Source organism: Acinetobacter wuhouensis, from assembly GCF_001696605.3.
Lineage (GTDB): Bacteria > Pseudomonadota > Gammaproteobacteria > Pseudomonadales > Moraxellaceae > Acinetobacter > Acinetobacter wuhouensis.
The window spans coordinates 3473414-3496900 of the sequence record NZ_CP031716.1 but is presented as its reverse complement, the minus strand read 5'-3'; the positions used below and the strand labels follow the sequence as shown (position 1 = coordinate 3496900).

Sequence of the window (23487 nt, the reverse complement as noted above, 5' to 3'; positions counted from 1 at the left end):
ATGTTCAATCTAAAACACAATTTGAAAAATCAACATGGAAAAATCTCTCAGTCAGTGCTGATCATTATCGCTTTGGTGATCACTGCTTTGGTTGCATTGGGGCTGTTTATTTCAGGTAAAAATAAACCTGCTAAAATGGATGGACATGGTGAATCAGAAGCGCATGCCGGTGAAGGGCATGGCAAAGAAGCGGAGCATGATCATAAAGAAGGGGGTGATCATGCGCATGAAGAAGGTGGTGATAACGCAGAAGGTCATGCCGAAGCAATCAGTCTGACTGCACAGCAAATGGCGGAACAGGGTGTGCAACTTGCAAAAGTAGAAGTTGGTGCTGTGAGTAAATCAGCGTCTTATCCTGCTAAATTAACCGTGAATACAGACCGTCAAGCGCACGTTTCACCTGCATTCAGTGGTCATGTGCAATCGGTCAGTGTTGAACTGGGTCAGCATGTGAAAAAAGGGCAGGCTCTGGCAACTTTACTGGTACCTGATCTGGTCGATCAGCAGTCCAATTTACAGATTGCACAGTCCAATCTGCAACTGGCAAAGCAGGACTATGAGCGTGAGCGTCAGTTGTGGTCGCAGGGTATTTCTGCCAAGCAGGATTATCAGCGTGCTTATAACGCTTATCAGCAGGCACAGATACAGGTGCAGGCGACCAAAGCGCGTTTGTCTGCCTTTGGTGCTTCTTCAGGTTCAAATGGTCGTTATGTACTGACTGCCCCGATTTCAGGTGTGATCAGTAAGAAAGACTTGGTGATCGGTGAAAATGTCCAGTTGGCGGATCAGCTGTTTATTATTGATCAGCTGGATCAGTTGTGGCTTGAATTTATTGCACCAAGTTCTGAGTTTGCCACTCTGGCGCCGAATCAGCAGATTGAATTTAAATCTTTGCAAACGGGCAATGCATTTAAAGCACAGATTCAAACCCTGAACAGTGAAGCCGATGCACAGACAGGTCGTTTACAGGTTCGTGCCAAAGTTCTCTCCAATGCAACTGAACTGCGTCCAAACTTAATGGTCAATGTACAACTGCAACAGGCAGGCTCAACACAGGCAATTCGTGTACTGAAAAGTGCAGTACAGAAAATTGAAGGTAAAGATGCGGTTTTTGTGGCGCATGAACATGATAAAAAAATTGAATTCAGCCCACAGTCTGTGATTTTAGGGCAGGTTTCAGGTGATGGTCAGTGGATTGAAGTTCAGTCTGGTCTAACTCAGGGACAGCAATATGCCGCCCAAGGCAGTTTCCTGCTGAAGTCTGAACTGGAAAAAGGAGAAGCGAGCCATGAGCATTAATGATTCTCCTGATGCTAAAACTGAAGATTTAAATACAGAATCGGCACTTCCAAAACCAGAAGGTCTGTTTGATCGGCTGATTCAGTTTGCGATTAAAAATGCCATCTGGGTGATGCTGTTTATTGTCGCATGGATTGGCGTCGGGATTTACAGTTATCAAAAACTGCCGATTGACGCCGTGCCTGATATTACCAATACACAGGTGCAGATCAATACGCAGGCGACAGGTTTTACTTCGCTTGAAGTGGAACAGCGAATTACCTATCCGATTGAAAATGCGATGGCAGGTCTGCCAAAACTGGAAATGACCCGTTCTATTTCCCGTTATGGCTTGTCGCAAGTCACCATTATTTTCAAAGATGGCACGGATATTTATTGGGCACGTCAGCAGATCAATCAGCGTTTACAGGAAGCGCAGGCTGAATTACCTGACAGTATTGCGCCGACCATGTCACCTGTTTCCACAGGGCTTGGAGAGATTTATCAATGGGTGATCAAGTCTGAACCGAATGCGAAAAAGCCTGATGGTACGCCCTATACAGCGATGGATTTACGTGAAATTCAGGACTGGATTGTACGTCCGCAATTGCAACGTGTGGCAGGGGTTGCTGAGGTTAACTCGATTGGTGGATTCAATAAAACTTATGTGGTGACACCTGATTTAAGCCGTCTGCAACAGTTGCAGATTCCATTGTCGGATTTGCAGACTGCACTGACGGAAAATAATGAAAACCGTGGTGCAGGCTTTATTGAGACCAATGGTCAGCAACTCACGGTACGTGTACCAGGTACGCTGAACAGTATTGAAGATATTCAGAATGTCACGCTGAGCAATAAAAATGGCTACCCGATCCGTGTTGCAGATGTGGCGACCGTGTCAATTGGGCATGATCTGCGTACTGGTGGGGCAACCTACAATGGTGAGGAAGCAGTACTCGGTATTGCCATGATGATGATGGGCGAAAACAGCCGAACAGTCGCGAAGGCAGTCGATGCCAAAGTGAAGGAAGTTCAGCAGTCTTTACCTAAAGGTGTAGTGATTGAAACTGTTTATGATCGTACTGATCTGGTGGAACGAGCGATTAAAACGGTACAGAAGAACCTTGCAGAAGGAGCGATTCTGGTCATTATCATTCTGTTTTTATTCCTTGGAAATTTCCGTGCAGCCTTAATCACAGCATGCGTGATTCCACTGTCGATGTTGTTCACACTGGCAGGTATGGCAGAACAGAAAATCAGTGCCAACCTGATGAGTTTGGGTGCGCTCGATTTCGGGATTATTGTCGATGGTGCAGTAGTGATCGTGGAAAACTGTATCCGTCGACTGGCTGAAGCACAGCATGCCAAAGGACGTTTACTGACCCGTGCCGAGCGATTTAAGGAAGTCTTTCTTGCAGCAAAACAGGCACGTCGTCCGCTCATTTTCGGGCAATTGATTATTCTGGTGGTTTATTTGCCGATTTTTGCATTGTCAGGTGTGGAAGCCAAATTGTTCCATCCAATGGCAATGACTGTGGTTCTGGCTTTGGTCGGCGCGATTATTCTGTCAGTGACTTTTGTTCCTGCTGCAGTAGCACTGTTTGTAAATGGTGAAGTTAAGGAAACCGAAAGCCGCTGGATGCTGTGGTTAAAGCAAAAATACGAAGCACTGTTAAATTTAGCTTATGATTTTAAAGTGTTCGTGGTCACGATTGCGGTCTGTATTTTGTTTCTAACCGGTGTTTTAGCAACACAGATTGGCAGTGAATTTTCACCACAGCTCAGTGAAGGTGATTTTGCAGTTCAACAGATGCGTTCACCGAGTACAGGCTTGGAACAGTCCTTGCGGATGCAGGAAAATACCGAAAAGTTATTGCTGAAAGAGTTTCCTGAAATTAAAGCGATCTTTGCCCGTACCGGAACTGCGGAAGTGGCAACCGATGTGATGCCACCGAATATTTCCGATGCGGTATTGCTGTTAAAACCAAAGGATCAGTGGAAAAATCCGCGAGAGACGATTGATGAATTACGTCAGCGCATGATCGCATTTCTGGATACTTTGCCTGGTAATAACAGTGAGTTTTCACAGCCGATTGAACTGCGTTTTAATGAGCTGATTTCAGGTGTACGCAGTGATGTGGGGGTGAAAATTTTCGGTGATGATATGGAGGTACTGAATCAACAAGCCAATCTCATTGCACAGAAAATCAAAACCATTTCAGGAGCAACAGCGGTCAATGTGGAGCAGACTTCAGGTTTACCTTTACTCAATGTCGAAGTGAATCATGCAGCAGCTGCGCAGTATGGTTTATCGGTAAAAGCTATTCAGGACCTGGTGGCAACAAGTGTTGGCGGTCAGAATGTCGGACAGATTTTACAGGGTGACCGTCGTTTTGATTTTGTCATTCGACTGGATGATGCACAGCGTACTCCTGAACATCTGGCGAGTTTGCCGATTCAGATTCCGAATGGTGGTTTGATTCAGTTGCGGGATGTAGCCAAAGTCGACAACATCGAGGGGATCAATCAGGTCAGCCGTGAAAATGGTAAGCGTCGGGTCGTAGTGACTGCAAACGTTGAAGGGCGTGATCTGGGCTCATTTGTTACCGAGTTGCAAAGCACTTTAGCCAAACAGCCAATGCCATCGGGTTACTGGCTGGATTATGGCGGTCAGTTTGAAAATCTGATGTCTGCCAAAGCCCGCATGCAACTGGTTGTACCACTGGCACTGATCACCATCTTTATTTTGTTGATGGCAGTGTTCCATAACGTTAAAGAAAGTTTACTGGTCTTTACAGGTGTGCCATTTGCGCTGTGTGGTGGCTTGGTGGCATTGTGGTTACGCGATATTCCTTTGTCGATGTCTGCGGGTGTAGGCTTTATTGCACTCTCAGGTGTAGCCGTGCTGAATGGGTTGGTGATGCTGACCTTTATTAAAGAGCTACGTCAGCAAATGGATGTCTACCATGCAACGTGGCAAGGTGCGATTTTACGTCTTAGACCTGTATTGATGACCGCTTGCGTGGCTTCACTGGGCTTTATTCCCATGGCGTTGGCAATAGGTACAGGTGCGGAAGTACAGCGACCATTGGCGACTGTAGTCATTGGCGGGATTGTGTCATCTACTTTGTTGACACTGGTGGTTCTGCCGGTGATTTACCGCTGGATGAATGAGAAAAAAATCAAGTAACGCTTTAGAATCAATGAACCTTTCTCTTTTACTAAAAGAGAAAGGTTCAAGTAAAATTATTTTCTTTATTTTACAGCAGGTAATACACCTAAGCTAATAATGGTGTAGTACTGATTGGTTGGTTTAGCAGTTTTATCTGATTTCTCACTGACTTCAACAAGGTATTGACCTGCATGTGGGAAGTTTAAAGTTGCGAAGCCGCTTGTATCAACAGTGACATGGGTTGCTTCATCTTCTTCTTGCCCTTGAGCACGAATAACAAGTTCAGGTGCTTTTAAGCTTTGCCCATATTTTGTAATTTTGATTTGGATCGGCTGTTGCGCTGTGATGTTGTTGGGATGGGTTTTGAATTCAACCTGGATAGGCGAATCAATTGCGCTTTGAATGGGCGATGTTTCTTCTTTAGAAATATAACTTTGGATTGACCATTCACGTGTGATTTCTATAGGTGTAGGCGCTTTTTTAAAATCAGATGGAATAACGTAGTCACGTTCTTTAATCGGTTTTGCTTTATCAGCCGGCATGTCAAAGAAGCTTTTCCACTCTTTGTTATGTAGTGCGTATTTTAAAGGAAAAGAAACTTGACTTGAAATGAGATATGTCCCTTTTTGTGGGAGAGGTAAATCAATCAGGTTGGCAGACTTTAATGTGCTCTCAGAAGCAATGCTGATCTTACTTTGATCAGGCTGAATAATATTGAAAACGGGTTGTTTTAATGCATATTCTGGCTGAAGTGCTTGTTCTGCATAAGCACTGATCACAGGAGTTTGAGTGTTTGATGTGATATAGCTAAGAGGAGCAACATAAGGTTCATGGGCATAATTTAGCGTGCTAAATGAACTGAGTAATAAGACTGAAAATATATATTTATTCATGTGGAGTAACTTCTCGCATAAAGTTTGAGCTAAAGTGCTTTCTGGTGAGGGAGTATATATGAGAATTTTATTATTTGATAATGGTTATCATTAATCCTCTTGCATAAGTCGAAAAATGTTCAAATTTTAGATTTAAAACATATTCAAAAGAATGTTGGAAGTTCCTTCTCTTGCGCCATATATGGCTCAGGGAGAAGGCTAGGATGAGGGCTTTTAAATAGAAAACCTCTCCCTCTTGCGAAACCAAGTTTCTCATCCTGAAAGGAGAGGGAACATTCAATATTGATTCAGATCTCGCCGAAAATAACTTTCGCAAGAGGTCTATTATTAATTTAAATCAATCATAAGACATAAAATAATGAGGTAAAAAATGAGTGAGCACGGACATGACCATAGCCATGCAGTGGTGACAGAGGGCAATGCCAAAAAGCTGACTTTTGCTTTGGCATTGACGACTACATTCTTAATCGTTGAAGTGATTGCAGGTTTTATCACGCAAAGTCTGGCATTGCTTTCAGATGCAGCGCACATGTTTACCGATGCTGCGGCACTCGCGATTGCACTGGTGGCAATTAAAATCGGCAAGTTACCTGCTGATGATAAACGAACCTTTGGCTATCAGCGTTTTGAAATTCTGGCGGCACTGTTCAATGCATCCATGCTGTTTGTGGTTGCCATGTATATCCTGTATGAAGCCTATCAGCGTTTCAGTCATCCACCTGAAATTCAAAGTATGGGGATGATGATTGTTGCGGTCATCGGGCTGATCATTAACCTGATTTCCATGAAAATTTTATTTTCAAGCTCGCAGGAAAGTCTGAATGTCAAAGGCGCTTACTTAGAAGTTTTAAGCGATGCTGTGGGTTCAATCGGGGTGATTATTGGCGCTGTCGTAATCTACTTTACGGGGTGGATGTGGGTCGATACGGTCATTGCGGTATTAATCGGTTTTTGGGTATTACCTAGAACATGGATCTTGCTCAAACAGAGTATCAATATTCTACTTGAGGGTGTACCTGATGAGATTGATATTGAAAAACTGCGCAATGATTTACTGGCGCTGAAAGGTGTGGAGAGTATTCACCAATTGAAAGTCTGGGCAATCACGTCAAAGAATGTGCACTTAACCGTACATTTATTTGCACCACATGCAGACCGTAATGCACTTTATCAGGATGCAATGGAAATGCTCAGTCACGAACATGGCATTACTGAGATGACCTTGCAGATCGAAGATGATGAATGTATGGCACATGCGCACAGTACGACAGGGCATGCTGCGGATGAACATGATAATCACGATCACGATACGCATAATGAAAAAAACCATTCACATTAAGGTGAATGGTTTTTTTATGGATTAAATTATTGATTGAGATTAGACATGCCATTCATGGCTACAGTCACGACATTTCCATGTTTTATTGGCTTGCATGAATGACTGCATAGAAATTTTAAAATCAGGTAGATCACGCCAAAACAATACACCTGCGATTGCTGTTGCTAGAAATATGACCACTGTTGCGATTTGCAAAGTTTGACCTGCACCATTGCCAAAAATCCACATAAAAATGCTGATTACGACCAATAACAATAAGATGAAAATTAACGGAATCAAAAATACCAAGCTTTTAGGGACAACGGGACGCACTGCGGGTTCATTGGCACTGGCAACAGGAAGAATTTTTCGGCTTTGGCATTTTGGACATTGGTATTGCATGGTCATTCCACATTTATAATCTGGCTATTATTCTAAACGTTCTGCTTCAGAATGCAAAAAGACGCACTTCATATTGAAAATAGAATGCATCTATTATTTTTAAGCAGGCAATAAAAAACCCAAGTCTCTATGCTTGGGTTTTTTATTAAGATGTACTGACACCTTGAATATGGCGTCCCTACGGGGATTCGAACCCCGGTTACCGCCGTGAAAGGGCGATGTCCTAGGCCTCTAGACGATAGGGACAAGTGAGGCAACACAAGTAAAACTAAATGGTGGAGTCAAGGAGGATCGAACTCCTGACCTCTACAATGCCATTGTAGCGCTCTACCAACTGAGCTATGACCCCAGTCTGTGTGAGCGCTATATTATGGATAACGCTCGCACTCGTCAACTAAAAAATCAGTTAAGCTTCATCAACTGCATCATTTTTCGGCAATTTAATGCTTTCATTGAGCTTTTCCCAAACTTTTGCTTCTTTTTTACTCGGACCACCAACTATTTCAAGTGCATGACGCAGACGGGCAAAAGTTAAGTCAGGACCAATGGTGACCATAGATTGCATCACAGGCGTTGAAGAGGTTGAACCTGCAATCGCAATGAAGAACGTTGGCATGAAGTCACGCAGTTTAATTTCCATTTGATTCGCCAAATCCATCAAGGTTTGACTAACCGTGTCATTATTCCAAGTGAATAAACTTTCTAAACGCCAAATTGCAAATTGTAAGCTTTGACGAACTTGTTCTTCAGACAATTTTTTACTTTCAAACTGCTCTTTGCTTAAAGTTGGGAACTGGTTGAAATAAAAACCTGCCCAATTTACTGCTTCTGACAATAAGTTAATACGAGGTTGAATCGCAGCAGCAATCTCTTCCAATGTATTACGGTCAGATTTCCAAGCCAATAAAGTATTTAATAACTCAGCAGGAGAGAGGGCTTTAATCCATTGACCATTGAGCCAATTCAATTTTTCAACATCAAAGATTGGACCACCGAGTGATACACGTTTGATGTCAAAGTTTTCAATCATTTCAGCCAAAGTGAATTTTTCACTTTCATCAGGCATTGACCAACCCATACGCCCTAAGTAGTTCAATAATGCTTCTGGTAAAACACCGATGTCTTTGTAGTAGTTGATTGAAGTTGGGTTTTTACGTTTGGATAATTTTGATTTATCTGGGTTACGCAACAATGGCATGTGACACAATGTTGGCATGTCCCAACCAAAATATTGATATAACAACTGATGTTTAGGTGCAGATGGAATCCACTCTTCACCACGGATGACATGGGTAATTTCCATTAAATGATCATCCACCACATTCGCGAGGTGATAAGTCGGTAAACCATCAGTTTTTAGCAAAATTTGCATATCGACTTGCGCCCAAGGAATCTCAACTTCCCCACGAAGCAAATCATTAAATTTACAAATACCTTCCTCGGGTACTTTCATACGGATCACATGCGCTTCACCCGCAGCCAAACGGCGTTGAACTTCTTCTTGAGAAAGTTTTAAACCGCGACCATCGTATTTTGGTGATTCACCACGTGCTTGTTGTTCAGCACGCATTTGATCAAGCTCTTCTGTGGTTGCGAAACAGTAGAATGCATGTCCTTTTTCAACCAACTCTAAAGCATATTGTTTATAGATGCCCATACGCTCAGATTGGCGGTAGGGTGCATGTGGACCACCGACGTCTGGACCTTCTGACCAATTGAGTCCTAACCAACGTAGTGAATCCAAAATCATTTTCTCAGATTCAGGAGTCGAACGAAGTTGATCTGTATCTTCAATACGAAGAATAAACTCACCACCATGTTGTTTCGCAAAACATAAGTTAAACAAGGCGATATAAGCAGTTCCTACATGAGGAAAACCTGTTGGAGAAGGCGCAATACGAGTACGAACGTTCATAAACAAATATTATTCAGAATGTAAATTGAAACTATTATAACGAAAAAGCCCATTTGCTTAAGGGTTAATTCACCAATAAAGCAATGGGCTAAGAAATTCTTTTGGGGAGTAAAGAATTTAGTTTTTTAAATCAATTAATTAATGCTTAATTGATGATATAAGTTAATTAAGAGTTATGCGGTTGGAACAAAGCTTGTACAAAACGTGAAAACTTTTGATGTTGTTCTGCTAAAAAGTTTTGTGACGCAGTACTTTTAATTGAAGCCAATACCTTAATCTGATCTTTGTCAGAGATTAATTTATTTTCACCACGCTTTTGTTGCGTTAATGCTTTTTCGATTGGTGAAAGTTTATCATCTACAATCGTTGATTGTACTGGTTTGTTGGTATCTTTAATAATTGCTGCATGACCTGTTTGCGTCATGACAGCAAGACCTAAACTTAGACCCAAGATGTGTAGAAACTGTTTGTTCATTCCATCAACTCCCCTTAGATGGTGACATTTTTGTTCTTTAACATGCGGATTGTAGCAAAATTTTTTAACAAAAAGTATAACTACGTCACATTTTTTAATAATAGTACACAAAAAATGTTTAAAAAACAATCATTGAAACGAAATGTAATACTTTATATTGATAGCATATAAATATGTATGAATCGTGAAGAAATTGATTTTAAGTTAAATCATGTATAAAAAATATCTTTTTTTAACATATTTAATGCGTTTTAAAAGATATGTAAATTTATGAATAATATAGAAAATATAATTATAAATGTATGATTGTTAAATTGAAATAATAAAAATATAGTGTTTTGAAATGACTTAGAAAGAGAAACAAATGAAAAAATTATTACTTTTATCAGCGATCAGTTTAATTGCTGTTGGGAATACTTACGCAGCGAAAGAATTTTTAAATGTGTCTTATGATCCTACGCGTGAGTTTTATCAAGAGTATAACAAAAGCTTTGGTCAATTTTGGAAATCTAAAACGGGGCAAGACATTGAATTTAAACAGTCACATGGTGGTTCTGGTAAGCAAGCACGGTCTGTTGTAGATGGTTTACAAGCAGATGTAGTGACTTTAGCACTTGCTAACGATATTGATGAAATTGTCAATGCAGGTCTGATTGAAAAAGGTTGGCAAAAGGAATTTCCAAATAATTCTGCGCCGTATACTTCTACTGTTGTATTTCTAGTACGTAAAGGTAATCCGAAAGGGATTAAAGATTGGAATGATTTAGTCAAACCAGGGGTGGAAATCATTACGCCGAATCCGAAAACAGGTGGTGCACCACGTTGGATTTATTTGTCGGCATGGGGTTATGCACTGAAACAACCAGGTGGGAATGATGCAAAAGCGAGAGAACTGGTAAAACATATCTATAAAAATGTAAAAGTATTAGATTCTGGAGCACGAGGTTCTTTAACAACTTTTGCAGATCGTGGCATTGGTGATGTATTGCTGTCTTGGGAGAATGAAGCGATCCTTGCAACTTCTGGTGCAGATAAAGATAAATATCAAATCATTTATCCCTCTATTTCAATTTTGGCAGAGCCATCTGTGGCAATCGTAGATAAAGTAGTAGATAAAGATGGAAATCGTAATTTAGCAAAAGGCTATTTAAATTACCTATATTCACCTGTAGGGCAAGATCTTGCAGCTAAATATAATTTCCGTCCTCGTGATGCTAAAGCTACGGCTAAATATGGTGCTAAATTCCCTAAAATTAAGCTATTTACCATTGATCAAGTGTTTGGCGGTTGGGCGAAAGCGCAAAAAACACATTTTGCTAATGGTGGGGTTTATGATCAATTTACAGCTGAGAAGTAAGCTTGAGTTCTTTTAGAAAACTTTACTCTCTATTCTTCTACTCATTTTGAATATCCCAAGGCTTCTTTATTAAAGAAGTCTTGAATTTTTAATTTTCTTATTCTATTGCTTCATATAGAAAGAATAAAAACATATAAAATATAAAAACATCAGGTGTTGAATACTTTTGTAAATTAAAACAATTAATTAATCGTAATAATCCAATGTGAGTGTTAAAACGAGGCTTTTTCTTGAATTGATGTTTATCAGCTTATTTCATATATTTAGCATAATTTTAGATGGTTTAAATTTTTGATTATGAAAACTAAGTTTAAAGCCTTATTGAGCGCTGCATTAGTTGCAACTGGATTAAATCTTGCAACGACAACGACTTATGCTGCAGATCGTGAATTTTTGAATGTATCTTATGATGCAACACGTGAATTCTATGACGAATTTAATAAATCATTTGGTGCGTATTGGAAAGCACGTACAGGAATCACTGTTGATTTTAAACAATCACATGGTGGTTCAGGTAAGCAAGCACGTTCAGTGGTTGATGGTTTAAAAGGTGATGTGGTCACTTTGGCTTTGGCAAATGATATTAATGAAATCGTCAAATCTGGACAAATTGATGCAGGTTGGGAAAAAGAATTTCCACATAACTCAGCACCATATACATCAACAGTCGTGTTCTTGGTTCGTAAAGGCAATCCAAAAGGCTTGAAGGATTGGACTGATTTAACGAAGCCAGGTGTTCAAATTATTACCCCGAACCCTAAAACAGGTGGATTACCACGTTGGATTTATTTATCTGCATGGGGTTATGCATTAAAACAACCAGGCGGGAATGATGCTAAAGCACGTGAGTTTGTGTCTAAAATGTACCATAACGTGAAAGTAATGGATCCAGCTGCTCGCGCTTCAATGACGACATTTGCTGAACGCGGTATGGGTGATGTGTTGTTGACATGGGAAAATGAAGCTATGGTCAGCAAAAAAGCATCAGGTGGTAAATTTGACATTGTTTATCCTTCAATGTCGATTTTGACTGAGCCTTCGGTTGCAATCGTGGATAAAACAGTGAACAAGAATGGTAATAAATGGTTAGCAACAGGCTATATCAACTATCTATATTCTCCAATCGGTCAGGACATGGCTGCACGTCATTACTATCGTCCTCGTAATGCAAAAGTTTTGGCGAAATATTCAAAACAATTCCCTGCATTGAAGACATTTACAATTGATGAAGTTTTTGGTGGTTGGGCAAAAGCACAACAAACTCACTTCGCCAATGGTGGTGTGTTTGACCAGATTTATAATTCAAAACGTTAAAATTCAAAATGCTAAATTTTATTAGCAAAGAGAAAGCCTCCTATATTTAGGAGGCTTTTTTATGTAAATTAAGTGTATTTTTAAATACATAAGATCAATATGAGTATTCAAATCAGAGCAGCCACACCAAATGATATTGAGCTAATTTTTGATATTCGTACAGCTGTGAAAGAAAATCATTTATCCAAAGAACAGTTAACTGAATTAGGGATAACCGATTTGGCGATTTTAGCTTTGATCGAACAAAAGTCTTCCGTTTGGGTCGCAGAGTTTGAGCAATCGGTTTGTGGGTTTGCGATTGCAGATCAAGAAGAGGGGAGTGTCTTTGCTATGTTTGTTTATCCTGATGCAGAGGGTAAGGGGATTGGGAAAGCATTGCTTGAGAGAGTTGAGCACATTTTATTCCAACATTTTTCAGAAATTTGCTTAGAGACAGATGGTCGTAGTCGAGCTTGTGCGTTCTACTCTCGTCAAGGTTGGCATATTCAAGAGCATTTAATGGATGGTGATGTGAAAATGCTGAAAAGACGTCCATCTACTCATGCGCTTGAAACAGAATAAAAGTGGTTTAATTTCTGAAAATAGTAAAGGATTGTCTTTTAAAACGGATTTCTCTATAAAAAGTAATATTTTCCTACAAAAAGTCGTTTGGAGCTTTGACAAAACAAGGTAATAATGTGCAGTTACTTTTTTGCTTGAACTGAAACCATACTTATGTCTCATATTTCTGTATTACTACACGAAACAGTCGATGCTTTACTTGCTGACCGCAATACAGGAATTTATGTAGATGGGACTTTTGGGCGCGGTGGTCATACACGCTTGTTGCTGTCAAAATTGGATGAAAATTCAAAAGTTTATGCATTTGATAAAGACCCTCAAGCTTTAGAATTTGCGTATCAGTTAGAAAAAGAAGATCCGCGTTTTAAAATTATTCACGCGAGCTTTGCAGATTTACAACAAGAATTAAATCAATTAGATATTTATCAAGTGGATGGAATCATGGCAGATTTAGGGGTGTCATCACCACAACTAGATCAAGCAGATCGTGGTTTTAGTTTTATGAAAGATGGACCACTTGATATGCGTATGGATAATTCCCAAGGTCAAACTGCTGCGGAGTGGTTGGTTGATGTAGATGAAGAACATTTAGCCAATGTTATTTTCCAATATGGGGAAGAGCGTTATAGTCGTCGCATTGCCAAAGCCATTAAGCAAGCGGGTTATATCAAAACCACGGGTGAATTGGCTGAAATTGTGAAAGTTGCTCATCCGAAGTGGGAAAAAAATAAGCATGCGGCAACACGTACATTCCAAGCGATTCGCATTGAAATCAATAAAGAGTTGGATGATGTACATGTTTTTTTACCGCAGGCTGTAGATTTGCTAAAATCAAATGCACGTTTAGCAGTGATTAGCTTTCATTCTTTAGAAGATCGTATCATTAAGCAATTTATTCAAAAAGAATCAACATTGCCAGAAGATAATGGATGGGGTTTACCACAAAAGGTTATTGATCATCGTAGACTGAAAAAAGTAGAACGAATTCGTGCCAGTGAGGAAGAAGTAAAAGCCAATCCTCGTTCACGAAGTGCGTGGCTGAGAGTAGCAGAACGCTTAGAACAAAAAGGCGCAGAATGAAAGAAGAGATTGTAGAAGAATCAAAGCATAAACTGGCAATCAAAAAAGTGGTTGTTTATGGCATTTTGATCAGTGCAGTGTTGATCAGTGCATTTATGGTGGTTTTGCAAGTTTTTACCTATCGTCATGACTTTCGTGATTTGAATAGTTATATGCGTGAACGTGAAAGTATCAATGCGGAATGGGGACGTTTGTTGATTGAACAGCAAACATTTGGTGCCACAGCTCAAATTGGTACACGTGCTGTTACTCAACTTAGAATGTATTCACCGCCAGCTGCGCAAACAGTTGTCATTTCATTACCAACTGAATCAGCGCAGAACAAGTAAGGCATCTGTATGGTAGATAAACAAACTAAACAGACTCGGCAATCACGTAAAAAACAGCCGTCTATCTCAGGGAAAAATCCAATATCTTTAGATATGTGGCGTTTTTATTTGATGTGGGGCGTAGTATTGCTATGCTTTGTAGGGCTGATTGGTCGTGCATTTTATGTGCAAGTGATTAATAAAGACTTTTTACAAAATAAAGCCAATGCCAATATTTTACGTTCTGAAAAATTAAAAGCGATGCGTGGCGTGATTAGTGATCGTCATGGTGTGCCTTTGGCGATTAGTTCTCCGATTATGAAAGTGGTGATCGATCCGCGTGAATACTTTGAGACCAAAGCGCAATTTGAAAAAATTACTGAAGAATTAAAGAAAACGCCAAACAGTCGTAAACTTAAACGACAGTTGCCAGATGAAAATTTAAATTTAGATGAATTGGCTGATGTCGTTGGTATTGATCGTGCAGATTTGAAAAAGCGTTTGTATGAGCGTCCGCGTTCACGTTATTTAGTCTTGAAAAAAGAAGTACCACCACCGCAAGCTGATTTTTTAACAGAACATAAGTTTGCTGGCGTTTATGCAGAAAAAACCTATAAGCGCTATTATCCGCAACCTCAACCCAATGCACAGATTATTGGCTTGACCAATAGTGAAGGCACTGGGATTGAAGGTTTAGAAATGCAGTTGAACACACGTCTTGCAGGTGAAGATGGTGAGCAAAAGATTTCGCGGGATAAGCATGGTAACCGTATTAATACGCCTGAAGTGGTAAAAGAAGTAAAAGCGGGGGAGAACATTACATTAAGTATCGATTCTCGTCTGCAATATATTATGTATCGTGAATTAACCGCTGTTGGTGTGGCGAATAGTGCGCGTTCAGCATCTTCAATTGCTGTTGATGTGAAAACGGGTGAGATTCTGGCAATGGCGAGTTGGCCATCTTATAACCCAAATGATAAGAACGGTTTGAGCAATAAGGATGCCATGCGTAACCGTGGGGCAATTGATATGTTTGAACCAGGTTCAACCATGAAGCCATTTACAATTGCTGCTGGTTTAGAAAGTGGAAAATACACACCAAATTCGATCATTAGTACCGCACCAGGCACAATGCGTTTAGGTTCGCATACTATTCGTGATACCCATAATTATGGTGCATTAACAGTCACAGGTGTGATTATTAAGTCTTCGAACATTGGCTCAGCGAAAATCGCTTTGTCATTGCCAAAAGAAACATTACCTACTTTCTTTAGACGAGTTGGTTTTGGTCAACGTTCGGCTGTGAAATTCCCTGGTGAAAGTGGTGGTTTGGTAGTTTCACCTGAAAAACTGAATCCTTCTCAAATTGGAACTATGGCTTATGGTTATGGTTTGAACGCAACCATTTTACAGTTGGCTCAAGGTTATGCCATGTTGGCGAATCATGGTGTTGAATATCCTCTAAGCCTTTATAAGTTGAATGATCAACCGAAAGGCAAGCAGGTATTGGCACCTAAAATTGCAGATGATGTCTTGTTGATGTTAGAGCAAGTCACCATGCCAGGCGGTACAGCAAAACAAGCCAATATCCCAGGCTATCGCGTAGGTGGTAAAACAGGAACAGCACATAAACTTCGCCCTGACCATAAAGGCTATTCGAGTACTGAATACCGTGCTTTGTTTGCAGGTGTCGCGCCGATTAGTGATCCACGCTTAGCGATTATTGTTGTGGTGGAAAATCCACGTGGGCAATACTACGGTGGTTTAGTTGCCGCACCAGTCTTCGCAAAAATTATGCAAGAATCTTTACGTTTAATGAACGTACCTTTAGACAAACCGCTTGAAACAGCGAAAGCATCCAAATAGGTAGAATATGACAATTTGTTTTCAGGATATTTATCCAGTTGAAAATATACAGGCTTGGATGTCTGAACCTTTTCAAGGATTTAATTTAGATAGTCGCCGTATTGAAACGGGTCAGATTTTTATTGCGCTGACCAGTTATTCACAGCCTGAAAAAACCGTGCAATTTGCGCAAACTGCATTGGATAAAGGCGCATTGGCGGTGATCAGTGAAACAGAATTAGGCTTAGATTCTGTTTTAGTTTGTCCAGATGTTCGTCATTTGATGGGGCAATGGCAAAAGCAATATTTACAAGTGACTGATCCAGTTAAAGCAGCACGAATTCTTGCAGTTACAGGTACCAATGGGAAAACCACAATTTCTCGTTTAGTTGCTGAATTAGTGATGTTACAAGGCAAGAAGTGTGCAGTGATGGGCACCACAGGGAACGGTATTTTACCGAACCTTGAATCGTCATCGCATACTACTTTGGATGCTTTGCATTTACAAAATTTATTACATGCTTTTGCCAAGCAAGGTGCTGAGTTTGCTTCGATTGAAGCCAGTTCTCATGGTTTAGAGCAAGGGCGTTTAAATGGTTGCGATATTGAAATTGCAGCTTATAGTAATTTAAGTCGTGATCATTTGGATTATCACGGGACGTTAGAGGCTTATGCAGAAGCCAAATCTCGTTTATTTAAATTTGCCTCTTTAAAAGTGGCAGTGATTAATGTTGATGATGCGCATGCCAATATCATGTTGGATGCAGCCAGTAGCAATCAATCACATCCGAAAGTATTGACCTACTCCACATCTAAAGCAGCTGATTATCAGGTGTTTGGTATTCAATATAGTTTGAATGGCGCGACTTTCCATTTAAAAACGGAACAAGGCGAATTTACAGTTCAAAGCCCATTACTTGGACATTTTAATATTGAAAATCTTGTGGCGAGTTTGATCGTTGCTGAGCAAGCGGGCTTTGATTTAAAACAATTGATCGCCGATGTACCTAAATTAAAAGGTGCACCAGGTCGTATGCAAGTGATTCGTGATGCAGATCGTCTATTTGTGGTGGATTATGCGCATACGCCCGATGCACTCACTCAAGTCTTAAAAACACTTAAACGTCATGTTGAAAATCAACTTTGGGCAGTATTTGGCTGTGGTGGAGACCGCGATCGCGGTAAACGTCCATTAATGACCAAAGCAGCATTGGAACAAGCCAACCCAATTATCATCACCTCGGATAATCCACGTACAGAGAATCCTGAGCAGATTTTTGCTGATATGAAGCGTGATATTGATTTTAGTCAACACGATGTGCATGAAATACATGACCGCCGTGAAGCGATTAAATATGCAGTTAAGCATGCACAATCAGGTGATATTGTGGTGATTGCAGGTAAAGGGCACGAAGATTATCAAGAAATTGATGGTGTACGCCATTGGTTTGATGATGTGGTCGAAGTGCAATCCGCAGTCAATATGTTATCCCGTAAAACAAATTCTCCAGCTCAGTAGGAATAGAGATGCACACCTCGACCACCAGTACTGTGCCTTTAGAGCCATGGTCAGCAGCACAACTTGCTGAAGCGACTCAAGGTTCATGGTATTTAGACAAAGCACCACAAGGTGAAATTAAGCGTATTCTGACTGATTCACGTCATGCTGAATTGGGTGATGCATTTTTAGCACTCAAAGGCGAACGCTTTGATGCCCATGATTTTATTGCTCAAGTGGCTGAAAATGGCTGTCAGATTGCCATCGTGAGTCATTCAGTAGATGTTGATATTTGTCAGCTTGTTGTTGCAGATACAAGGTTAGCATTGGGTCATTTAGGTGCTTATCGTCGTGCGCAAAACTCGCAACTTAAAGTGATTGCATTGACAGGCAGTAGTGGTAAAACGACCACTAAAGAGATGCTTGGTAGCATCCTGTCACGTTTAGCACCAACTTTGATCACGCGTGGTAATTTAAATAATGACCTCGGTGTGCCGATGATGTTATTGGAGCTCCGTGCTGAACATCAATATGCGGTGATGGAATTAGGTGCAAGTCATCAAGGTGAAATTGATTACACCTCAAACTTAGTGCAACCGCATGTCGCTGGGATTCTCAATATCGGCACAGCACATTTGGGTGAATTTGGTGGGCGTGATGGCATTTGTCGTGCCAAGTCAGAAATTTACAGTCATATTGACCCAGCAGGAACGTCGATTGTTCCTGCGCATGATGATTTCACTGATACGATTCGCCAAGCAGTTAGAACTGAGCATGTATTGAGTTTTGGTCAAGGTGGTGACGTTTTTGCAACAGATATTCAGCTTCAGGCGCAATCTGCAACATTTACCCTCAATACTCCTCAAGGCATTCGTACTGTAAATCTACCTTTTGCAGGTGAACACAATGTTCATAATGCCGAAGCGGCAACTGCTTTTGCTTTAGCAATTGGTATTGCTTTAGATGATATTGTGATTGGTCTAGAATCTGCACAAGGTGCTAAAGGTCGTTTAAACTTTATCCAAAAAGCCAATCATTTATTTATTGATGATACTTATAATGCCAATCCAACTTCAATGCGAGCTGCTGGTGAAGTGCTTGCACAGCAAGATGGCATCAAAGTGATGGTGATTGGTGATATTGGTGAGTTGGGTGATACCGCCGCGCAACAACACTATTTGCTAGGTCGTGACCTTGTTTCGGTGAAGGGAATTAACTTTGTGGTTGCTGTGGGTGAATTTGCACCTGCAACTCAAGAGGGTGCAAGAAGCACACAGTACGGTAAAAAATTACAAGCTTTTCTAAACCAAGAACAAGCTTTACCATTGTTGTTAAGTTTAATTGAAACGCATCAACCGCAGTCCATGAGTTTCCTATTTAAAGGTTCTCGTTATACCCATATGGAAACGTTGATGGCTGATTTGATGGAGAAAGTTTAATGCTGTTTTGGTTATTTCAACACCTAGCAGGCTATGAAAATGCGTTCCAAGTGGTGCGCTACTTATCATTACGTGCTTTGCTGAGTGTTTTAACAGCACTTGCAATTGGTTGGGCGCTCGGTCCTGTAATGATTCGTAAATTACAAGCCTTAAAATATGGTCAAGCAGTTAGTTCATTTGCTCCTGAAAATCATGCCAAAAAAATGGGTACACCAACCATGGGCGGAATTCTGATCCTCCTCTCAATTGGGATCAGTACCTTACTTTGGGCAGATTTATCCAATCCTTATGTGTGGATCGTACTCGGTGTGATGGTGATCTTTGGTGCGGTCGGTTGGGCAGATGATTGGATCAAAGTTCGTTATAAAGACAATGCGGGTCTACCTGCCAAGAAGAAATTCTTTTGGACGTCTGTAGGTTCACTCGGTGCAGGTATTGCGTTATATATCATCGCAACACAACAGGAAAATCCTGTACATACTGCCAATATGCTGGATTTGTTGATTCCATTCTTTAAAAATCTCAGCATCCCATTGTCAGCAATTCCACTTGGTATCGGCTTCATTATTTTCACTTATTTGGTGATTAATGGTGGCTCGAATGCAGTCAATTTAACCGATGGTTTGGATGGTTTGGCAATCATGCCAATCGTACTGGTTGCAGCAGGTTTGGGTGTATTTGCTTACTTGGCAGGTGATATTCGTTTTGCCACTTATCTGCATATTCCTTATGTGAAATATACGTCTGAGTTGGTCATTATCTGTGCCGCAATGATTGGTGCAGGCTTGGCATTCCTTTGGTATAACGCACATCCTGCACAAGTCTTCATGGGTGATGTAGGTGCATTATCTTTAGGTGCAATGCTCGGTACAATCGCAGTGATGGTGCGTCAAGAAATCGTCTTTGCGATTATGGGTGGAGTATTTGTAGTTGAAGCAATTTCCGTGTTCTTACAAATCGGTTCATTGCGCATGCGTAATAAACGTGTGTTCCTCATGGCACCATTACACCACCATTATGAGAAAAAAGGTTGGCGTGAAACCCAAGTGGTGATTCGTTTCTGGATTATCACAATTATGCTGGTAGTTTTAGGTCTAATGACATTAAAATTACGTTAAGCCAAATTAAAACAAGAAAGTCGGCATCTCAGCCGACTTTTTTTATTGTGCAAGATCTGTGGAGAATGCTATGAATTTGTTAATGTGCCCAGTATGTCGTGAGGCGTTGAGCTTATCGGATAAAACTTGGCGCTGTGTCAATCAGCATAGCTATGATGTGGCAAAACAAGGTTATGTGAATTTACATGTAGTACAACATAAACATAGTAAAAATCCAGGTGATACGCCTGAATCAGTACAAGCGCGTCGCGCATTTCTAAGTGCTGGTTTTTATGCGCCCTTGCAACAGGCAGTAGTTGAAAAAATCCGTGAACTACGCATTGAAAATTTACTCGATATTGGATGTGGTGAGGGCTATTACACCAATGCGATGCAAAGCGAAGTGATGCAATGCGTGGGGGTGGATATTGCTAAAAATGCAGTCCAAGTTGCTGCAAAATTGAATAAGAATGTGACTTGGGTCGTGGGGACGGGGGCAACTTTGCCTGTGCTTGATGATTCAATTGATTTATGCACCAGTTTGTTTAGTCCAATTCCACAAGAAGAAATTTTACGAGTTTTGAAACCTCAAGGCTATTTGATGGTGGTGACACCAGCACCAGAGCATCTTTATACCATGCGTGAAGGTTTATTTGATGAAGTGAAGCCACATGAACCGCATAAGTTCGTAGAACAGCTTAAAGCACATTTTGAATTGATTGAGCAACCGATTGTTGAGTCGGTCTTTGAATTGAATCAAGAACAATTGAAAAACTTAATTGCAATGACGCCATACGCGTATAAGGCCAAACCTGAAAAACGCAAAAAGTTAGAACAACAAGAAAAAACTGAACTGAAAGCAGTATTCCAAATGTATATTTTTCAAAAGAGATAATCGTTTTGGGTTGTTTGGGTCATAAAAAACGCCATTCAAAAATGGCGTTTTTTATTTTCAAGTTTTAACTATTGAACTTCATTGATTAAGTTCTCTAGAGAGTCGTTTTCACGTTTTGCATGATCTTGATTCATGGTCGGAGGCGTTGAAGTGGTTGGTTTTAGTTTTTGTTCGCCATTCTCGTCAGGTAGGTCATCAAAGTCATTTGAAGCATTACGTGATGGTGTCACAGGAGCAGGTTTGTAAATAGGACGAGCTAAAGGTGGAGTTGAGCCACTTTCTTTACTTGCTTCATTACTTTGCCCTTCAACTTGGGTTTGTTGCCCACGTTGCTCACGTGAAAGTGGTGCCTTAGCATCTTTATCAAAATGAACCCACGCCGAAGGTGTGCCTTTTAGCGCTTTACCCATAAAGCTGGTCCATACTGGAAGTGCGGCAATACCACCATATTCACGACGACCTAAGGTTGAAGGTTGGTCAAAACCGACCCATGCGATCGCCACTAATTTTCCATTAAAACCAGCAAACCATGCATCTTTTGCATCATTGGTTGTTCCTGTTTTACCACCAATATCATCACGACCAATTTTCAATGCGGCACGTCCAGTACCATGTACGATAACGTCACGAAGGATATTCGCCATATCAAAAGCGGATTGTGATTTTAAAATACGTTGAGCTTGGCGATATTTACTTTGCTCTTCTTTTGTTAAAATAGGTTGTACATCATCCGTATTGGTATTACCTGCAATCACTTCATCGTCAGTAGTGACTTCTGCATCTTCTGTTTTTACAGTTTGCTCTTTTTGATTGATACATGGGATACAGGCATAGTCAGGATTTGCTTCGTAAATGACTTTGCCATAGGCATCTTCGATACGACTGATAAAGTGTGGTTGAATACGATAACCACCATTGGCAATGGTGGCATAACCTGTTGCCATTTGCACAGGAAGTACTTGTGGTGTACCGAGTGCAATGGTGAAGTTGCGTGGAATTTGGTCTTCTTGTAAGCCAAAATCCATCAATAATTGACGAGCGCGTTCCACGCCAACACTTTGTAATAAGCGTACAGAAACGGTATTACGAGAGAGGTATAATGCACGACGCAAGGGAATCATTCCTAAGTAGCGTCCATCCGAGTTTTTAGGTGACCATCTGCCAATACTGATCGGATTATCATTGACCATTGTATAAGGAGTCATACCTCGTTCAAGTGCGAGTGCATAAATGAAAGGCTTGATGGTCGAACCGGGTTGGCGCCAACCCTGCAAGGCACGGTTAAATTTAGAGTGATAGAAGTTATACCCACCCACGATGGCTACAATCGAACCATCATTAGGATTGATTGCAATGAGCTGTCCCTGTGCTTTAGGGACTTGTACCAATGACCATGCTGTTTTATTTTCATTTGGGCGTAAGCGCACAATATCTTTGGTGCTGACAATTTGAGAAGCACGACTTGGCGCACCACCAACAGCATTGGCATTAATATATTTTCTTGCCCATGACATTCCAGACCATGGCACAGTGACTGTTGAACCATCTTGCATCTTTGCTTCAAAGGAGTTGCTATTTACTTTTATTACTTCGGCAGGGAAAGTATTAGCATAGGCTATAAACTCTTTTAAAGGTTTATCATGGGCTTCTGCACCACGCCAACCATGACGACGGTCATAATCCTCTAATCCTTTTTGTACAGATTCTTCTGCATATTGCTGACGTTGGCTATTGATTGTTGTATAAACTTTATAACCAGAATCAACAGCTTGATCGCCAAATTTCTCAACCAACTCTGAACGAACCATTTCGCCTACATAGGGAAATTTATTGCTGAGTCCACGGTCAGGCATACTGAGATTGATTGGTTCAGCGACTGCTTTTTGATATTCATTTTGTTTTAAATACCCGAGCTGTAACATACGACCTAGAATCCAATTACGACGTTCTAAAGCACGTTCAGGATTGACTACTGGATTGTATTTTGATGGCGCTTTAGGTAGACCCGCGATCATCGCCATTTGAGCAACACTGAGTTGATCAAGGTTTTTGTCATAATAAATTTTTGCAGCAGCAGCAATACCATAGGCATTTTTACCTAAAAATATTTTATTGACGTATAACGATAAAATATCTTCTTTTGATAAGTTTTGTTCTATTTTTCGTGCCAAAAATACTTCGGTTAATTTTCGTTTTAAAGTACGTTCAGGAGATAAATAATAGTTTTTTGCCACTTGCATGGTGATGGTTGAACCACCTGTTTGCACATTTGAGCCTGTCACAGTTTCACTGACTGCGCGTCCTAAACCCTTAAAGCTGATCCCACTGTGTTCAAAAAAGGAGGAGTCTTCAGCCGCTAGAAAGGCATGGATGAAATGTGGTGGAATCTGATTGTACTCAACGGGCACAGAAAGTTTGCCACCATATTCAGCAATCAGTTGATTATCTGCAGAATAAACTTGCAAAGGTTTAAGCAATGGCGCCTTTTTTAAAGAGCTCATTTCTGGTAACGATGGGGCGATATATAGGTACATTCCATAAAAGCCCATCGGAATTGCGACTAAGATAATAATAATCAGCAAAAAAAAGGGATGAATATGACCTGAACAAGATAGCTTTTTCATAACAAGTAAGTTTTAA

At 40.6% G+C, this 23487-nt stretch carries 18 protein-coding genes and 2 tRNA genes; 13 read left to right on the top strand and 7 right to left on the bottom strand.

Annotated elements, in window-relative coordinates; all coding sequences use genetic code 11:
* Together BEN71_RS17360 and BEN71_RS17355 are read left to right on the top strand one after the other, a co-directional pair.
* Complete coding sequence (locus BEN71_RS17360) at window positions 1–1299, top strand: efflux RND transporter periplasmic adaptor subunit (RefSeq protein WP_068975039.1); 1299 nt, start codon at window positions 1–3, stop codon at window positions 1297–1299.
* Window positions 1289–4468 (top strand): efflux RND transporter permease subunit, encoded by a 3180-nt coding sequence (locus BEN71_RS17355; protein WP_068975040.1) that lies wholly within the window; start codon window positions 1289–1291, stop codon window positions 4466–4468. The genes BEN71_RS17360 and BEN71_RS17355 overlap by 11 nt, the downstream gene beginning before the upstream one ends.
* Before the next feature lie 65 nt (window positions 4469–4533).
* On the opposite strand, the gene BEN71_RS17350 is transcribed toward BEN71_RS17355, so the two are convergent.
* A complete protein-coding gene (locus tag BEN71_RS17350; RefSeq protein ID WP_068975041.1) occupies window positions 4534–5343 on the bottom strand; it encodes a DUF4198 domain-containing protein in 810 nt (269 codons plus the stop codon).
* A gap of 370 nt (window positions 5344–5713) precedes the next feature.
* On the opposite strand from BEN71_RS17350, the gene BEN71_RS17345 reads away from it, so the two are divergent.
* Complete coding sequence (locus BEN71_RS17345; RefSeq protein WP_068975042.1) at window positions 5714–6682, top strand: cation diffusion facilitator family transporter; 969 nt, start codon at window positions 5714–5716, stop codon at window positions 6680–6682.
* Window positions 6683–6721: 39 nt separating this feature from the next.
* On the opposite strand, the gene BEN71_RS17340 is transcribed toward BEN71_RS17345, so the two are convergent.
* The 5 genes from BEN71_RS17340 to BEN71_RS17320 form a co-directional block, all read right to left on the bottom strand.
* Window positions 6722–7063: a hypothetical protein gene (locus tag BEN71_RS17340; protein ID WP_068975043.1), complete on the bottom strand. Its 342-nt coding sequence runs from the start codon at window positions 7061–7063 to the stop codon at window positions 6722–6724.
* 170 nt (window positions 7064–7233) lie between these two features.
* A tRNA-Glu gene (locus tag BEN71_RS17335) sits at window positions 7234–7309 on the bottom strand.
* A 27-nt stretch (window positions 7310–7336) separates the two neighbouring features.
* Window positions 7337–7412: transfer RNA gene (locus BEN71_RS17330), tRNA-Ala, on the bottom strand.
* Between the two features lie 57 nt (window positions 7413–7469).
* Window positions 7470–8978: a glutamate--tRNA ligase gene (gene gltX / locus BEN71_RS17325; RefSeq protein WP_068975044.1), complete on the bottom strand. Its 1509-nt coding sequence runs from the start codon at window positions 8976–8978 to the stop codon at window positions 7470–7472.
* Between the two features lie 166 nt (window positions 8979–9144).
* Window positions 9145–9453, bottom strand: coding sequence for a hypothetical protein (locus BEN71_RS17320; protein ID WP_068975045.1), 309 nt, complete (start codon window positions 9451–9453; stop codon window positions 9145–9147).
* Between the two features lie 364 nt (window positions 9454–9817).
* On the opposite strand from BEN71_RS17320, the gene BEN71_RS17315 reads away from it, so the two are divergent.
* The 10 genes from BEN71_RS17315 (at window position 9818) to BEN71_RS17270 (ending at window position 20847) form a co-directional block, all read left to right on the top strand.
* Entirely contained in the window at window positions 9818–10810 is a 993-nt protein-coding gene (locus tag BEN71_RS17315; RefSeq protein ID WP_068975046.1) for a sulfate ABC transporter substrate-binding protein, read from the top strand.
* Window positions 10811–11107: 297 nt separating this feature from the next.
* A complete protein-coding gene (locus BEN71_RS17310) occupies window positions 11108–12124 on the top strand; it encodes a sulfate ABC transporter substrate-binding protein (protein WP_068975047.1) in 1017 nt (338 codons plus the stop codon).
* A 99-nt stretch (window positions 12125–12223) separates the two neighbouring features.
* Window positions 12224–12685: a GNAT family N-acetyltransferase gene (locus BEN71_RS17305; protein ID WP_068975048.1), complete on the top strand. Its 462-nt coding sequence runs from the start codon at window positions 12224–12226 to the stop codon at window positions 12683–12685.
* Between the two features lie 153 nt (window positions 12686–12838).
* The gene (gene rsmH / locus BEN71_RS17300) at window positions 12839–13765 is read left to right on the top strand and encodes a 16S rRNA (cytosine(1402)-N(4))-methyltransferase RsmH (protein ID WP_068975049.1); all 927 of its coding nucleotides are present in this window, start codon (window positions 12839–12841) and stop codon (window positions 13763–13765) included.
* Entirely contained in the window at window positions 13762–14094 is a 333-nt protein-coding gene (gene ftsL, locus BEN71_RS17295; RefSeq protein WP_068975050.1) for a cell division protein FtsL, read from the top strand. The genes rsmH and ftsL overlap by 4 nt, the downstream gene beginning before the upstream one ends.
* Window positions 14095–14103: 9 nt before the next feature.
* The gene (gene ftsI, locus BEN71_RS17290) at window positions 14104–15939 is read left to right on the top strand and encodes a penicillin-binding protein PBP3 (RefSeq protein ID WP_068975051.1); all 1836 of its coding nucleotides are present in this window, start codon (window positions 14104–14106) and stop codon (window positions 15937–15939) included.
* A 7-nt stretch (window positions 15940–15946) separates the two neighbouring features.
* Window positions 15947–17437, top strand: coding sequence for a UDP-N-acetylmuramoyl-L-alanyl-D-glutamate--2,6-diaminopimelate ligase (locus BEN71_RS17285; protein ID WP_068975052.1), 1491 nt, complete (start codon window positions 15947–15949; stop codon window positions 17435–17437).
* Window positions 17438–17445: 8 nt separating this feature from the next.
* Window positions 17446–18855, top strand: a complete 1410-nt coding sequence (locus tag BEN71_RS17280; protein ID WP_068975053.1) for a UDP-N-acetylmuramoyl-tripeptide--D-alanyl-D-alanine ligase — start codon at window positions 17446–17448, stop codon at window positions 18853–18855.
* Entirely contained in the window at window positions 18855–19973 is a 1119-nt protein-coding gene (gene mraY / locus BEN71_RS17275) for a phospho-N-acetylmuramoyl-pentapeptide-transferase (protein ID WP_068975054.1), read from the top strand. Before BEN71_RS17280 ends, mraY begins: the two co-directional genes overlap by 1 nt.
* Window positions 19974–20043: 70 nt before the next feature.
* On the top strand, window positions 20044–20847 hold the full coding sequence (locus BEN71_RS17270; RefSeq protein ID WP_068975055.1) for a putative RNA methyltransferase: 804 nt from the start codon (window positions 20044–20046) through the stop codon (window positions 20845–20847).
* Window positions 20848–20915: 68 nt separating this feature from the next.
* Here BEN71_RS17270 and ponA read toward each other — a convergent pair whose 3' ends face one another.
* Window positions 20916–23471, bottom strand: a complete 2556-nt coding sequence (gene ponA / locus BEN71_RS17265) for a penicillin-binding protein PBP1a (protein WP_068975056.1) — start codon at window positions 23469–23471, stop codon at window positions 20916–20918.
* Window positions 23472–23487: the final 16 nt, after the last annotated feature.

Excerpts from the sequence above, each read along its gene's own strand:
- BEN71_RS17360 (WP_068975039.1), top strand. The coding sequence starts at position 1 with ATGTTCAATCTAAAACACAATTTGAAAAATCAACATGGAAAAATCTCT.
- BEN71_RS17355 (WP_068975040.1), top strand. The coding sequence starts at position 1,289 with ATGAGCATTAATGATTCTCCTGATGCTAAAACTGAAGATTTAAATACA.
- BEN71_RS17350 (WP_068975041.1), bottom strand. The coding sequence starts at position 5,343 with ATGAATAAATATATATTTTCAGTCTTATTACTCAGTTCATTTAGCACG.
- BEN71_RS17345 (WP_068975042.1), top strand. The coding sequence starts at position 5,714 with ATGAGTGAGCACGGACATGACCATAGCCATGCAGTGGTGACAGAGGGC.
- BEN71_RS17340 (WP_068975043.1), bottom strand. The coding sequence starts at position 7,063 with ATGCAATACCAATGTCCAAAATGCCAAAGCCGAAAAATTCTTCCTGTT.
- gltX (WP_068975044.1), bottom strand. The coding sequence starts at position 8,978 with ATGAACGTTCGTACTCGTATTGCGCCTTCTCCAACAGGTTTTCCTCAT.
- BEN71_RS17320 (WP_068975045.1), bottom strand. The coding sequence starts at position 9,453 with ATGAACAAACAGTTTCTACACATCTTGGGTCTAAGTTTAGGTCTTGCT.
- BEN71_RS17315 (WP_068975046.1), top strand. The coding sequence starts at position 9,818 with ATGAAAAAATTATTACTTTTATCAGCGATCAGTTTAATTGCTGTTGGG.
- BEN71_RS17310 (WP_068975047.1), top strand. The coding sequence starts at position 11,108 with ATGAAAACTAAGTTTAAAGCCTTATTGAGCGCTGCATTAGTTGCAACT.
- BEN71_RS17305 (WP_068975048.1), top strand. The coding sequence starts at position 12,224 with ATGAGTATTCAAATCAGAGCAGCCACACCAAATGATATTGAGCTAATT.
- rsmH (WP_068975049.1), top strand. The coding sequence starts at position 12,839 with ATGTCTCATATTTCTGTATTACTACACGAAACAGTCGATGCTTTACTT.
- ftsL (WP_068975050.1), top strand. The coding sequence starts at position 13,762 with ATGAAAGAAGAGATTGTAGAAGAATCAAAGCATAAACTGGCAATCAAA.
- ftsI (WP_068975051.1), top strand. The coding sequence starts at position 14,104 with ATGGTAGATAAACAAACTAAACAGACTCGGCAATCACGTAAAAAACAG.
- BEN71_RS17285 (WP_068975052.1), top strand. The coding sequence starts at position 15,947 with ATGACAATTTGTTTTCAGGATATTTATCCAGTTGAAAATATACAGGCT.
- BEN71_RS17280 (WP_068975053.1), top strand. The coding sequence starts at position 17,446 with ATGCACACCTCGACCACCAGTACTGTGCCTTTAGAGCCATGGTCAGCA.
- mraY (WP_068975054.1), top strand. The coding sequence starts at position 18,855 with ATGCTGTTTTGGTTATTTCAACACCTAGCAGGCTATGAAAATGCGTTC.
- BEN71_RS17270 (WP_068975055.1), top strand. The coding sequence starts at position 20,044 with ATGAATTTGTTAATGTGCCCAGTATGTCGTGAGGCGTTGAGCTTATCG.
- ponA (WP_068975056.1), bottom strand. The coding sequence starts at position 23,471 with ATGAAAAAGCTATCTTGTTCAGGTCATATTCATCCCTTTTTTTTGCTG.